This is a genomic window from Actibacterium atlanticum, assembly GCF_000671395.1.
Classification (GTDB): Bacteria; Pseudomonadota; Alphaproteobacteria; order Rhodobacterales; family Rhodobacteraceae; genus Actibacterium_D; species Actibacterium_D atlanticum.
Map to the genome: position 1 here is coordinate 201,210 of NZ_AQQY01000003.1, position 13,453 is coordinate 214,662.

At 57.5% G+C, this 13,453-nt stretch carries 16 protein-coding genes; 12 read left to right on the plus strand and 4 right to left on the minus strand.

Annotation, left to right across the window (positions count from 1 at the left end; genetic code table 11):
* Positions 1–202 precede the first annotated feature (202 nt).
* From dctP to ATO10_RS06745, 3 genes are all read left to right on the plus strand, one after another.
* The gene (gene dctP, locus ATO10_RS06735; protein ID WP_051597990.1) at positions 203–1,207 is read left to right on the plus strand and encodes a TRAP transporter substrate-binding protein DctP; all 1,005 of its coding nucleotides are present in this window, start codon (positions 203–205) and stop codon (positions 1,205–1,207) included.
* A gap of 76 nt (positions 1,208–1,283) precedes the next feature.
* Positions 1,284–1,856 (plus strand): TRAP transporter small permease, encoded by a 573-nt coding sequence (locus tag ATO10_RS06740; protein WP_035249673.1) that lies wholly within the window; start codon positions 1,284–1,286, stop codon positions 1,854–1,856.
* On the plus strand, positions 1,853–3,142 hold the full coding sequence (locus ATO10_RS06745; protein WP_035249675.1) for a TRAP transporter large permease: 1,290 nt from the start codon (positions 1,853–1,855) through the stop codon (positions 3,140–3,142). The genes ATO10_RS06740 and ATO10_RS06745 overlap by 4 nt, the downstream gene beginning before the upstream one ends.
* 666 nt (positions 3,143–3,808) lie before the next feature.
* Here ATO10_RS06745 and ATO10_RS06750 read toward each other — a convergent pair.
* Complete coding sequence (locus ATO10_RS06750) at positions 3,809–4,060, minus strand: DUF6552 family protein (RefSeq protein WP_035249678.1); 252 nt, start codon at positions 4,058–4,060, stop codon at positions 3,809–3,811.
* 40 nt (positions 4,061–4,100) lie between these two features.
* A complete protein-coding gene (locus tag ATO10_RS06755; protein ID WP_035249680.1) occupies positions 4,101–5,705 on the minus strand; it encodes an FMN-binding glutamate synthase family protein in 1,605 nt (534 codons plus the stop codon).
* A 179-nt stretch (positions 5,706–5,884) separates the two neighbouring features.
* Here ATO10_RS06755 and ATO10_RS06760 point away from each other — a divergent pair, with 179 nt between their 5' ends.
* The 6 genes from ATO10_RS06760 (at position 5,885) to ATO10_RS06785 (ending at position 9,080) form a co-directional block, all read left to right on the plus strand.
* Positions 5,885–6,340: an Lrp/AsnC ligand binding domain-containing protein gene (locus tag ATO10_RS06760; RefSeq protein ID WP_035249682.1), complete on the plus strand. Its 456-nt coding sequence runs from the start codon at positions 5,885–5,887 to the stop codon at positions 6,338–6,340.
* Between the two features lie 137 nt (positions 6,341–6,477).
* Positions 6,478–6,951: a phosphoribosyl-AMP cyclohydrolase gene (locus ATO10_RS06765; RefSeq protein ID WP_035249684.1), complete on the plus strand. Its 474-nt coding sequence runs from the start codon at positions 6,478–6,480 to the stop codon at positions 6,949–6,951.
* 102 nt (positions 6,952–7,053) lie between these two features.
* Positions 7,054–7,929 carry a phosphoserine phosphatase SerB gene (serB, locus tag ATO10_RS06770; protein WP_035249687.1) on the plus strand — a complete coding sequence of 292 codons (876 nt, stop codon included), beginning with the start codon at positions 7,054–7,056 and terminating at the stop codon, positions 7,927–7,929.
* Between the two features lie 58 nt (positions 7,930–7,987).
* The gene (locus ATO10_RS06775) at positions 7,988–8,317 is read left to right on the plus strand and encodes an ArsR/SmtB family transcription factor (protein ID WP_035249690.1); all 330 of its coding nucleotides are present in this window, start codon (positions 7,988–7,990) and stop codon (positions 8,315–8,317) included.
* Positions 8,310–8,741, plus strand: coding sequence for an SRPBCC family protein (locus ATO10_RS06780; protein WP_035249692.1), 432 nt, complete (start codon positions 8,310–8,312; stop codon positions 8,739–8,741). The genes ATO10_RS06775 and ATO10_RS06780 overlap by 8 nt, the downstream gene beginning before the upstream one ends.
* Before the next feature lie 24 nt (positions 8,742–8,765).
* Entirely contained in the window at positions 8,766–9,080 is a 315-nt protein-coding gene (locus tag ATO10_RS06785; RefSeq protein ID WP_035249693.1) for a YciI family protein, read from the plus strand.
* On the opposite strand, the gene ATO10_RS06790 is transcribed toward ATO10_RS06785, so the two are convergent.
* Positions 9,081–10,067 (minus strand): asparaginase, encoded by a 987-nt coding sequence (locus tag ATO10_RS06790; protein ID WP_035249694.1) that lies wholly within the window; start codon positions 10,065–10,067, stop codon positions 9,081–9,083.
* Positions 10,068–10,239: 172 nt separating this feature from the next.
* On the opposite strand from ATO10_RS06790, the gene ATO10_RS06795 reads away from it, so the two are divergent.
* From ATO10_RS06795 to ATO10_RS06805, 3 genes are all read left to right on the plus strand, one after another.
* Complete coding sequence (locus tag ATO10_RS06795) at positions 10,240–10,776, plus strand: invasion associated locus B family protein (protein ID WP_035249695.1); 537 nt, start codon at positions 10,240–10,242, stop codon at positions 10,774–10,776.
* A 63-nt stretch (positions 10,777–10,839) separates the two neighbouring features.
* Positions 10,840–12,003 (plus strand): dual-specificity RNA methyltransferase RlmN, encoded by a 1,164-nt coding sequence (rlmN, locus tag ATO10_RS06800; protein WP_035249696.1) that lies wholly within the window; start codon positions 10,840–10,842, stop codon positions 12,001–12,003.
* 40 nt (positions 12,004–12,043) lie between these two features.
* Complete coding sequence (locus ATO10_RS06805) at positions 12,044–12,643, plus strand: GntR family transcriptional regulator (protein ID WP_035249697.1); 600 nt, start codon at positions 12,044–12,046, stop codon at positions 12,641–12,643.
* Here ATO10_RS06805 and ATO10_RS06810 read toward each other — a convergent pair.
* Entirely contained in the window at positions 12,640–13,452 is an 813-nt protein-coding gene (locus tag ATO10_RS06810) for an LOG family protein (RefSeq protein WP_035249698.1), read from the minus strand. The genes ATO10_RS06805 and ATO10_RS06810 overlap by 4 nt on opposite strands.
* Position 13,453: the final 1 nt, after the last annotated feature.

A 13,453-nucleotide genomic window follows, 5' to 3' on the forward strand; every position in this document is an offset into this window, starting at 1 on the left:
TAAAACTAGCAATACTTAATCTTAGGGCGATGCGCCTGTTGTTTGGGGAAAAGAGCAGGTGTTAGTCTGCTGTCCATCCAAGTGTAACGTCAACAAAACAGGAAGAACCGGAACTCTGAAAAACAAGGTTCATCTGGCTGCGGTGGCTTCATCATTCAACACCCGAAACCCAAACTTTCTGCATCTCAAAGGGAATATCAAAATGAAAATCTCGACACTCATTAAAGGCCTGCAAATCGGTGCCGTCGCATCGATGCTGGCTCTGCCGGCAAGCGCCGCAGACATGCGTCTGAAGTTCGCCGGTGTTTCCCCGGCCGATCACGAAGGCACCAAGATGATGGAGCAGATCAAAGCTGACATCGAAGCCGCAGACGTGGGCCTGAAGGTTTCGGTCTTCCCGGCCAACCAGCTGGGCTCGGGTGAAGCCCTGTTCGAAGACGTAGCCCGCGGCAACATCGATTTCGCATCGGCCTTCATCTATTCGGACGTTGACCAGCGTCTTGAGTATCTTTCCATGCCCTTCCTGGTGAACAACTGGGATGAAATGGATTCGATCATCCGCAACGTCGATTCCGAGTACAACGTTATCCTGCAGGAAATCCTGTCTGAACATGGCGTGCGCCTGCTGGGTCAGAACCCCGAAGGTCTGGTTGGTATCGTGGCCACCGAAGAGCCGGCCAACTGGAACAACTTTGGCGACAAAGAGATGAACATCCGCGTCTGGTCGTCGAATGTCGTGAAGTCGATGGTTGAATCGCTGGGCTATAAAGCAACCACCATGTCCTGGGGCGACATCTTTCCGGCGATCCAGTCGGGTATCGTAGATGGCGCGATCTGCTGCACCAAGCAGGCCACCTATACCATCTTCGCGCAAAGCGATGTTGGCACCCACTTCGTGCAGTACAACTCGATCCCCGAGAACACCACTTACTATGCTTCCGAGAAAACCTGGGGTGAAATGAGCGACGAACAGCGTGCTGTTGTGCAGGCTGCCTTCACCAAAGCGTCGGATGACTTCTTTGCTTACAACCGTGAAAACGACACCGTGTTCGAGCAAAAGCTGGTTGAAAAGGGCTACACCATCCTGAAGCTGTCGCCCGAAGAGCAGACCGCCATGGCGCAAAAAGTGCGTACCGAAATCTGGCCGCTGCTGGAAGACGCCGTTGGCAAAGATCTGATTGATCGTTTGCTGGCCAGCTTGAACTAAGCCGCAAACTGCAAAAGCTTTGAGGGGCCGGAATAATCCGGCCCCTTTATCTTAAGCGCGTAGGAGAAAAGGGAAGATGGCAAATATTACCGAAGTAATACCCAAAGCGGTCGGGGTTCCGCTGCTTGGCTCTTTACGCGTCATGCGTTGGATCGTGATCTTTAGCGGTTTCCTGATGTCGTTCACCTTTTTCGCCGTGGTGATTATTCGATACGGATTCGGCGGTGACCTGTTCGCCTATGAAGAATGGCTTTTGGCCGTGTGTTTCTGGGGGTTCTTTGCCGGGGCGGTTCTGGCCTCGGAGCGGGGCCACCACATTAACGCTGACATCCTGGGGATCGTTATCAAGAATCCCCGCCTGCGCTGGTGGCGACGGCTGATTGTCTTGACCATCGAGTTTCTGGTGACTGCCGCCATCCTGTACTGGGGCTATCTGATGCTGGCCGAGGAAATCGGAAAGTATCCGATCTGGAAAACCACGCCTGCGCTCAAGATCCCTTACTTCGCCTGGCGCCTGTCTATTTTCCTGGGCTTCTTTTTCATGACGATTTTCGCGGCGGCATACCTGTACGCCCACATCCGCGGCTACGACGTCGAATTTGGCGATGACTTTGAAACCGAAGAAACAAACAAAGGGGCAGACAAATGATTATTGCAGGCAGTCTGATCATCATCTGCGGCATGCTGCTGCTGGGTGTAAGCGTCTATGTCGCCTTTGGTGCGGTGCTTCTGTTTCTGGCCGTTATGGGCGGCCATGACGTTACGGGGTATTTGCCATCTGGTTCTACCAAACTGCGTTCTCTGGTGCTGTTGGCGATTCCGCTGTTCATGATCGCAGGCACCATCATGGAGCGCGGTAAAATTGCCGCTCCGCTGGTGGGGCTGGCCGAGCTTTTCGTTGGTCACCTGAAAGGCGGGCTCAGCGCGGCAACGGTTTTGGCTTGTGGTATTTTCGGCTCGATCTCGGGCGCGGCCAACGCCACGCTGACCTGCATCGGCAGTATCATGATGCCGCATCTGCGGCGGGCAAATTACCCGTCTGGCCAGTCTGCGGCGCTGATCGTTTGTGCCAGCCCGCTGGGCCTTTTGATCCCGCCCAGCGCAAACCACATCCTATATGGCTGGGTGGCGCAGCAGTCGGTGCTGAAGTGTTTCTTGTCTACCGTGATCCCGGCGCTGATCCTGATCACCCTGTTGATCGTCGTAAACCAGTTCATGCTGCGCAAGCACGACGACATCATACTGTTGGAACGCCCCAAAGAATTCCGAATGGCCTTTCGTCAGAAAGCCACGCTGGCCTTTCCGGCGCTGTTGATGCCGCTGATCATTCTGGGGGGCATCTATGGTGGCATCATGACCCCGACCGAGGCAGCAGGCGTTGCCGTGGTCTATGCCATCCCGGTGGCGATCTATGTCTACCGTGGGCTGACATGGCGCACGATGGTCGAGGCCATGACCGACGCCGGTGTAATCATCGGCGTGGTGATGATCATGATTTTCATGGTGCTGATCGTCAGCAAGTTCCTGATCTTCGAAGACATCCCGAACATTGCCAAAGACCTTGTCTATTCAGTCTCGGACAACCCGATCGTCATCTTGTTGATGGTCAACGTGGTGATGATCCTGATCGGCATGCTGATGGACGATATCAGCGGCTTGCTGCTGTCGACCCCGATCCTGCTGCCGATTGTGACCGGCGTCGGCATGGACCCGATCCATTTCGCCGCCGTGCTGGGTGTCAATCTGGGCATGGCAAACATCACCCCGCCAACCGCCCCGCTGCTGTACCTTGGGTCGAAGATTACCAAGACGCCGGTGTCCAGCATGTTGATGCCTACGCTGGCCTTCATCACCTTTGCCTGGCTGCCGACACTGGTGCTGACGACCTTTGTGCCCCAGATCGCGTTGTGGCTGCCCGAGCTGTTGTTGGGCTAATCAAACCGCGCCAAAGGGTGCCAAAAACGACGAAGGCCGGACCCGCAAGGATCCGGCCTTTTTCTATTGTGCCCCGTCTGGGCAACCTGCTGGCTTAGAGCGTGTGCCCAACCGCCAGAGCAACGATCGCAACATAGCCTGCCACGACGGGCAGCAGCAGCTCTAGCGATGTCTGAATATCTTTGTTCATTTGAATTCTCCAATTCACCAAGTCATAGACGCGATTTTCGCGGTGTTTGGCGTGGACCTCTGAGTAGCTTCAGAGGGTTTGCCCAACTGCCAAAGCGAAAATCACAGCGGTACCCGCGATCACCGAAAGGGTGAATTCGACGGACTGTCTGATCTCTTTGCTCATTTCAGTACTCCATATACGCACGTCTGTTTCCCAAGCCGTGCCGCGTTGAAATTGTATGTTGGTCAACCTGAGCACCCGTTGGCATTGCCGCGTTTCGGTGTGCATTCGGCAGTAGAGCAGCGCCTTGTGCGCTAAACCCCATCTATGCCTGAATCGCCCAATTTAGAAGCAGAGTTTGAACATTTCTGGCATGCATAAATCACATAGGTCAAATGCTACATAAAATGAATAAATCCAAACGTTTACGCCAGTAAACCTGAGTGATTTCGGGCCGAAGAAAACTATATATAGCAGCAATGGCCCAAGCGCGCTCAATCGCTGGTCATTCCGGCAATCATCGCGACCAAAGCCACCACGTGCAGCAAGATCATCGCGCGGTCATTCCACAGAACGCCGACAGCAAACCAGCCGACGATTCCCACCAGAAACAGATAGAGGTTCCAGGGCTGCCAGCCAAAGCTGGTCGCCGTGTAGCCCATGATCTGAATGATCGACGCGCCCCATTTGACGGCAAAGGTCCAGCGTTCCTTGACCGACCAAAACTTCATTTGCGTGATAAGCATGATGTTACTTTCAACATAGGAGTGCAAAGGGCGGGTGGTATCAGTCGTCCATCGGTTCAAAATGGTCCGATGTTGCACGGTTCCAGCGGCGTAAATAGCCGCGCCCGACGTCTTCATTGCGCAGCAGGAATCCTTCGGGCAGCCAAGGATGGATGCTGTCGCCCGAACGCATGTCTCCGCGCCGGTTGCGCAGCATGAAGTGACGCGGAAGCAGCTCATTGGGATGACCAAGCCCTGCGGTGCCGACGATTTCAGACAGGGCGCGCAAGGTGTTGCGATGGAAATGCGCCACGCGCTCGGCCTTGGTTTCGACATGCAGGGCGCGCTGACGCAGCTTGTCCTGGGTGGCAACACCGACCGGACAGGCATTGGTATGACAGGCCTGCGCCTGAATACAGCCAACAGCAAACATGAACCCGCGGGCCGAGTTGCACCAATCCGCCCCAAGCGAGTAGGCGTGAGCCAGATCAAAAGCGGTGATTAGCTTGGCGCTGGCGCCCAGCTTGACCTGGTCACGCAGGCCCGCGCCGCGCAGCACATTGTGAACGAAATACAGCCCGTCGCGCAGCGGCATGCCGACGTGGTTGGCAAACTCTTGCGGCGCGGCGCCGGTGCCGCCCTCGGCCCCGTCGATGACGATGAAATCGGGGGTGATCCCGGTTTCTAACATCGCCTTTACCGCACACATAAATTCACGCCGGTGCCCGATACACAGCTTGAACCCGACCGGTTTTCCGCCCGACAGCTCTCGTAACTGGGCGATGAAATGGCACAGTTCAATCGGTGTCGAAAAAGCGCTGTGCGACGGGGGCGAGATACAGTCTCGATCCATCGGAATGCCACGCGCTTCGGCGATTTCGGGGCTGATCTTGGCGGCGGGCAAGACACCACCATGGCCGGGTTTCGCGCCTTGGCTTAGTTTTATCTCGATCATCTTGACCTGCGGCAACGCAGCCTGTGCGGCGAACTTGTCGGGGTCAAACCGCCCGTCTTCGCCACGGCAACCAAAGTAGCCCGATCCGATTTGATAGATCAGATCGCCGCCACCTTGTTTGTGATAGCGGCTGATCCCGCCCTCGCCGGTGTCATGTGCGAACCGGCCGGTTTTAGCGCCAGAGTTCAGCGCAAGAATCGCATTGGCCGACAAGGCGCCAAAACTCATGGCTGAGATATTATAGACCGACGCATCATAGGGTTGGCGGCAATCCGGCCCGCCGATTTGCACGCGAAAATCGAAGTCTTCGATATGACGGGGCTGGAAGGAATGGTTTACCCAGGCAAACCCCGGCTCATAGACGTGCAGCTTGGTGCCAAAGGGGCGGCTGTCTTCGACATCTTTGGCGCGCTGGTAAACGATGGTGCGTTTGTCGCGGCTGAACGGCACCTCTTCGTGTTCACTTTCCAGCAGGTACTGCCGAATTTCGGGACGCAGGGCCTCGATCAGAAATCGTAGATGCCCGACAACGGGGTAGTTTCGGGTGATCGCGTGGCGGGTCTGCATCAGATCGTGCACCCCCAACAGGCAAAGCGCCCCAAAAACGGCGGCTCCGACTAAGAACCAGAGGTTCCAGGCACTGAGCGCGGCAAAGCTGGCGGCCAAAACCACCACCGTCGCCAACGCCATGAAGCGTGTGATTTCATGCATAAACCGGGTCCCCCGGATCGTCGTTGCGGATGTGGTGGTGCATTCAACTGCTCAGGGTCGGATCATTCGATTGGGGTAGAATACCTTAAATAAAAGTGATCATGTGGACTGTAGTATGGTCAGATAAGTGCTATTTGGTTTGAAATTCAGTCACCGTGCGGATCAGAAGGATCGGAAAAATGGAAAAGGCAGAACATTTGGATCGTATCGACATGAAGATTCTTGCCGAGCTGCAAAAATCTTCACGTATTTCAATGGCTTCGCTGGGTGAAAAGGTCGGCTTGTCCAAGTCACCGGTCCTGTCGCGGGTGCGTCGGCTGGAACAAGAAGGCTTTATCAAAGGATACACGGCGCAGTTGGACATGTCGAAGCTTGGCCTTGCCCAGATTTCTTATGTTCAGATCAGGCTGGATGTAACGACCACCGAAGCATTGGACGCCTTCAACGCGGCCGTGCAAGAGCACCCTGAGATCGAAGAGTGCCACATGATCGCCGGTGGATTTGACTATCTGCTAAAGATCCGCACCAAGGACATGAGCAGCTATCGCAGGGCACTCAGTGAAACGATCGCCAGACTGCCGCATGTGGCACAGACAACCACATTCATGGCGATGGAGATCGTGAAAGAAAGCTAGTCCAGCATCGCGTGAATCAGGCCCGGGGCAGGGGCGTTGCCCTGGCTTGACCTTTGGGCCATGAGCACCACTTGTTTTCCGGCGATCTTGCGTTCTATTAAAGCGTCAAGACGCTGCAAACAGATAGGGGACATTTTATGCCGATTACCAGCGAAGATATGAAGGCGGCTCTGGAAGCTTGGGGCGCAGGGAAAGTCGCGATCTCCAAAGCGTTCGAAGACGGTGGGATTGAGGCGGCACGCAAAACTGCCGAAGCACATATAGACGCGGTATACGGCTACAACATGGGGCCGGTCCTGTTTAAACCGACCATGGCCAGCGGCGACCAAACCTTTCGTCCGACCAAGGACGGCGCTCTGGCCTATTTTGTCGGACATAGCGACGAATATCCGCTGGACGCCGGATTTGCGATCATGGGCTGGCGCTCTATGGAAACTGTGACCTCGGCCGAGTTCACCGAAGGCGATGTCGGCATGTGGATGGGCTGGGTCAAGCTGACCAACAAGGACGGCAGCGTCACCACAGTGGACAAGAGCTTTGGCTACAAGAAAGACGCTGAGGGCGTGGCACGTGTTGTGCTGCACCATTCGTCATTGCCCTACCAGCCCTGAACCGCGGTAAACCAGCGCCCGACATGGCAGTAAACTTGTGTCATGTCTGGCCATGATGCGCGGACTGCGTTAAGGGGCGTGCGACCAATTCGGAGGCCCCACATGTTTGTTGCTGTCATGCTGACCAATCCCGGCAATCCGGTGCTGGATGCGCCCTCGGTTGAGGCGTTGCGCAACGCTTGGGGTGGCGGCGAGGCACGCTGGCTGGCGCAGGGTATTGCGGCAGAGTTTGATCTGGACGCCGAGCCCTCAAACAAGTGGGACGTCTGGGAAGACCTGCAGCTTCGCGGAGTTGATCTGGTTGTTGTTCCGGCCAAGGGGCGCCGCAAGAAGATGCTGCTGGCCGATATGGACAGCACCATGATCCAACAAGAATGCATCGACGAACTGGCCGAGGAGGCCGGTGTGGGCGCCTATGTCAAAGAGATCACCGCCCGTGCAATGAATGGCGAGCTGGGTTTTGACGGTGCTTTGCGTGAACGCGTTGGTCTGCTGAAAGGGCTGGACGAAAGCGTGATCCAACAGGTTCTGGATACCCGCATTCAGCTGATGCCCGGAGGCAAGACCTTGCTTGCCACGATGAAAGCCAATGGCGCTTACGCGGCGTTGGTGTCGGGTGGTTTCACAGCGTTTACCGCCAAAGTCGCCGCGATGCTGGGGTTTGACGAAAACCGCGCCAACACCCTGTTGATCGAAGACGGCAAGCTGACTGGCAAGGCGGCTGACCCGATCCTTGGCCGTGAAGCCAAGGTCGAAGCGCTGCATGACATCACGGCGCGTCTTGGCCTTTCCCGGGAAGACGTCGTTGCCGTCGGAGATGGCGCCAACGATCTGGGCATGCTTGGGTTGGCTGGGTTTGGCGTGGCATTGCACGCGAAACCCTCGGTCGCGGCGGAATGTGACATTCGCATCAACCACGGCGATCTGACGGCGCTTTTGTACGTTCAAGGCTATGGCGCAGATGAGTTCATCAATTAATTAGCACAAAGGTTAATTAACGCTTTGTGGAAATAAAGAATCGGTGCATGGTCTCCCCATGACCGATTTGACCACCACGTTTGCCGCTTTGTCCGACGCGACTCGATTTGCCATTGTCGAACGCCTGATGCGGGACGGCGCGCAGGCCGCGGGGGACCTGTCGGATGTTGCGCCGATCTCGGCCCCGGCCTTGTCGCGGCACCTGAAAGTGCTGCGTGAGGCCGGAATAGTGACGCAAACGGTCGACCGCCAGCGCCGCATTTATGCACTGCGGCCCGAGTCGATGATGGCCATCGACGACTGGATCACCAACCGACGGAAATTCTGGGAGGCCAGCCTTGATCGGCTGGACGCTCTTGTTGCCAATTTGGAGCCCGACAATGACTGACCTGCGTCTTGAACGCGAATACCCGATTTCCGCCAAAAAGCTGTTCGATCTGGTCACGATGCCCGAACATCTGTCGCAGTGGTTTGGAACCGAAGCCGTGCTTATCCAGAAGATCGAAATGGACCTGACCAAAACCGGCCCATGGATTTGCCACATGATCGGACGCGACAGCGGCGATAGGTTCAAGCTCTCTGGGCAGGTGACTCATGTGGACGCGCCAAAGAGCGTTGGTTTTACCTGGGCGTGGCATGATGAACAGGACCAGCGTGGCGACGAAAGCCATGTTGTGTTTACCGTCTCGGGCACACCCACCGGCGCGCGCTTGGAAGTGAAACACCTTGATCTGAGCAACAGAGAAGCCGCGGAACGGCATCTGGCAGGCTGGGCCTCGACCCTTGCTGGCCTGGAACGTCTTGCAAAGTAACCTCAACCAACACGGAGAAATACGATGCCCAGCTATGTCTTCATCTATCACGGTGGCAAATCACCCGAGACCCCGGAAGAGGGCGAAAAGATCATGGCCGAATGGACCGCATGGTTTGCCGGCATGGGCGACGATGTAGAGGTCCCCGGCGCCCCGGTGGGGCAGTCCTATACGGTGTCTGTCGACGGTGTGGTCGACAATGGCGGCGTCAACCCGGTATCGGGCTATTCCGTCATCAAGGCTGACAGCATCGAGGCCGCCTGCGCGCAAGCCAAGAACTGCCCGATGGTCAAGGATGGCACTGGCAACGTCGAAGTCGCCCAAGTGCACGAGATGTAATCAGCCCAGCAAACTGCGCATCCGTCCAATCTCGGTGCCCCGCGCATTCTTAAGCGGGGTGTCCAAATAGCGGCGCGCATCCGGGTGGGTCGGGTCCAACACCCCGGCCTGCACCAACAGGCCCGCAATCGCGCTTTCCGATGCGCGGGTGGTGCCATCAACGATCTTTACCGCGATTCCCAAGCCTTTTTCCGGCACGATGGCGGTGAACACGCCCTCAGCCCCGGTTTTTACTGCTGCACGCCCTGCGCAGGCGCGCATCAGGCGGGTACAAGCCCGGCCCTCGCCTGCCACATGGACGGGATGTGCGATGATCGCGTCGCGCAACGCCGCTGCTGCACGCGACCGCCCGTCCCCCGCACCGGCCGATGCGAAATACGCCATCGCGCGCGCCAATCCGTGCACGGTTGTCGCGAAATTCGGGGCCGAGCAACCATCCACGCCAAATCCGGGGGACTCCATCCCGGTGACATGCTCAAACGCGTCGCGCACGGCCTGTTGCACCGGATGGTCCGGCTCCACATATTCCGGCCCGACGTTCAGATGCTGGCCAAGCGTCAGAAACCCACAGTGTTTGCCGGAACAATTATGGTGGATATGGCAGGGCTTTTCATAGGCGCGGATCATCGCGAACTTGGCTTCGCGGTCGCGCGGGGCTTCTGGCCCGCACAGAAGGTCTTTGTCGCCCAAACCCAGCGACGTCAGCCAATCCGTCGCCATCTGACTGTGCAGCGCCGCCCCTTCGTGCGAGGCGCAGGCGAAGGCCAGTTGCTGCTGTGTCAGGCCAAATGCTTTGGCCGCGCCACTTTCGATCAACGGCAGGGCCTGAATCATCTTGGTCGATGAACGCGGCAGGATCACCTGATCAGGGTTGCCCCAAGCCTGAACGATCTGCCCACCCGGGCCGCAGATCACAGCATGACCGCTGTGGACCGATTCCCGGAATGGGCCGCGCCACAATTCAACCATTTCAACGGGGCTCAGCATTGGGCACTCCTTCACATTGGGCGATTTTATGCCAACAGGGCTTCCACAAATCGGCTGTTTTACGTTAATCTCCACCTATCGAGTTGAAAACTGCCGCGCCACTAGAAAAAACCGGGAAAACAGAACCCGAGCGCAGGCAAGAGGCAAAACGCAGCTGGAGGCTGTAAAAGATATGACGTTTACTGTGAAAACCGGTTTTGTGGCCGGGATGCTGGCTGTGATGACGACTGGCGCTTTTGCGCAGGAGTCCACCAACCGCGTTGCTGTTGAGACCGACTGGAACGTGTTTGCCGATCCACCCGCCGCACCGACTGAATGCTGGGGCGTGGCGGTTCCTAGTGAAACGGTCAACACGGATTCAAATGGGCGGATCAAGGCGGTGCGACGCGGGGATATCCTGTTGTTCATCAGCTATCGACCGAATAGCGGTGTCAAAGGAGAGGTTTCTTTCACAGGGGGCTATCCTTTCGCACCTGATTCCTCGGTATCCCTGCAAATCGGTGATTCCAAGTTCGATATGTTCACCGATGGTGAATATGCTTGGGCGGCTTCTGCGACAGATGACGCCAAAATCATCGCAGCCATGAAACGTGGCAAGGATGCCGTTCTGACCGGGCGTTCCGCGCGCGGCACCATCACCAAGGATAAGTTTTCGCTTTTGGGTTTCACCGCCGCAAGCGAACAGGCGGCCAAGTTTTGCAACGGTTAAGCTTTATTTGAGCCTCCGAATCCTATAGAGAACGCGGCTTAACCCCACCCGGAGGCGCGTCAGATGACCATCACGCAGGATGTTGTGACCATCCCACGTAAAATGCCCGAGTCCGACAAGATCAATCTTGTCGGCCTGACTCGCGTGCAATTGAGCGACGCGCTGATCGCTGCGGGAACGCCGGAAAAGCAGGCCAAAATGCGGGTCGGGCAAATTTGGCAGTGGATCTACCAAAAAGGTGTGCGTGACTTTGCGTCGATGACCAATCTGTCCAAAGCCTATCGCGCCATGCTTGAGCAGAAATTCGTTATCGAAATCCCCGAAGTGGTCACCAAAACCGTTTCGGCGGATGGGACGCGCAAATATCTGGTGCGGATCGCCGGCGGGCATGAGGTCGAAGTGGTCTATATCCCCGAAACGGATCGGGGCACCCTGTGCATTTCTTCGCAGGTCGGTTGCACACTGACCTGTTCTTTTTGCCACACCGGCACCCAACGTCTGGTGCGCAACCTGACCGCCGCTGAAATCATCGGTCAGGTGATGATGGCGCGCGACGATCTGGACGAATGGCCCGAACCAGGCGAAGGCCCCGCTGACCGCCCGCGTCTGGTCAGCAACATCGTTTTGATGGGAATGGGCGAGCCGCTGTATAATTTTGAATCCGTGCGCGACGCGATGCAGATCGCCATGGATCCCGAAGGCATCTGCCTGAGCCGCCGCCGTATCACCCTGTCGACCAGTGGCGTGGTCCCCGAGATCGCCCGCACCGCGCAGGAAATCGGCTGCTTGCTGGCTGTCAGCTTCCACGCAACGCAGGATGAAACCCGCGACAAGCTGGTGCCGATCAACAAGAAATGGAACATCGAAACGCTTCTGGATGCCTTGCGCGCCTATCCCAAGGCCAGCAATTCGGAACGGATCACGTTTGAATATGTCATGCTGAAAGGCGTGAACGATTCCGACGAAGATGCGCGTCGTCTGGTAAAGCTGATCCGTGGGATTCCCGCCAAGATCAACCTGATTCCGTTCAACGAGTGGCCCGGCTCGCCCTATGAACGTTCTGATTGGGACCGCATCGAAGCCTTTGCCGAAATCGTCTATCGCGCCGGCTATGCCAGCCCCATCCGCACCCCGCGCGGCGAAGACATCATGGCCGCCTGTGGGCAGCTGAAATCGGCCTCGGAACGTCAGCGCAAAGTACGTGCGCCGCGCCCCGCCGCTGAGTAACCGCTTGCGTGACGCCTGCGCGTCATTTTATCTATAATCTATGACGCAGACGATTTCTGACCGCATCTACGAGGCGCTGAGCCGCCGGATCGTGACCGGTGAACTGGCCGCAGGCGAAAAGCTGCGTCAGGATCATATCGCGCAGGAATTTGACACCAGCCATGTGCCCGTCCGCGAAGCTCTGCTGATGCTGGTCGCTCATGGCTTGGCCAACAGCCAACCGCGCCGGGGCGTGCGCGTGGCCGAATTTGACCCATCTGAACACCGCGAAATCGTTGAAATGCGCGTCGCGCTAGAGGTCATCGCGCTGCAAAACGCCGGGCCGCGCCTCAGCCCGGATGTGCTGCGCCGCGCCGAGGCTGCGCGCGTCGCCTGCGACGCCGCTCAGGACATCAACACGTGGGAGGTCGAAAACCGCGCCTTTCACCGCACAATTCTGGAACCCTGCAAAATGCCCCGTCTGATGGCCGCGATCGACGACTTGCATATTGCCGCCGCCCGCCAGTTGTTTGCCCATTGGAGCAACGATTGGGAGCAACGCACCGACCACGACCACCGCGCGATCCTGTCCGCGCTGAAACGCGGCGACACAGGCACCGCCTGCGATATCCTGCGCCGCCATCTGCGCCGGATGAGTTAACCGGGCCAGTTGTCGATAATCTCCATCGCCTCAGCGGCTGTTTCGACGAAGTGGAACAGGTCCAGGTCGTCTGGCGAGATCGTACCGGCGTCGGCCAGGGCCTCCCAGTTGATGATTTTCTCCCAGAATTCGCGGCCAAACAGCAGGAAGGGCACGGGTTTCATGCGGTCGGTTTGGATCAGGGTCAGGGCCTCGAACAGCTCGTCCATCGTGCCGAACCCGCCGGGGAAGACGGTGATGGCATTGGCCCGCAGCAGGAAATGCATTTTGCGGATGCCGAAATAGTGGAAGTTGAAGCACAGCTCGGGCGTGACAAAGGCATTGGGGGCCTGTTCGTGCGGCAGAACGATGTTCAAGCCAATGGACTTGCCGCCCGCATCCGCCGCGCCGCGGTTGCCGGCCTCCATCACGCCGGGGCCGCCGCCGGTGACGATCACGTTCTTCAGCCCGCCGTCAGCCATCGAGCGTTCGGTCATCAGCCGGGCAAATTCGCGCGCCTCTTCGTAGTATTTCGACAGATCGGCCAGTGTCTGGGTGCGGGCGGTGTCACGTTTTGCGGCCTCGGGGATGCGGGCGCCGCCAAACAGCACCACGGTGCTTTCAATCCCGGCTTCATTCATCAGCAGGTCGGGCTTCATCAGCTCCAATTGCAAACGCACGGCGCGCATTTCATCGCGGCACAGAAACGCGTCATCGGCAAATGCCAGCTTATACGCGGGCGAGCGCGTTTGCGGCGTATCCGGGGTTTCGCGGCAGGTTTCGATGTCCTGCTGAGCATTTGGGAAGATACGGCGACCTAGATCGTTCATG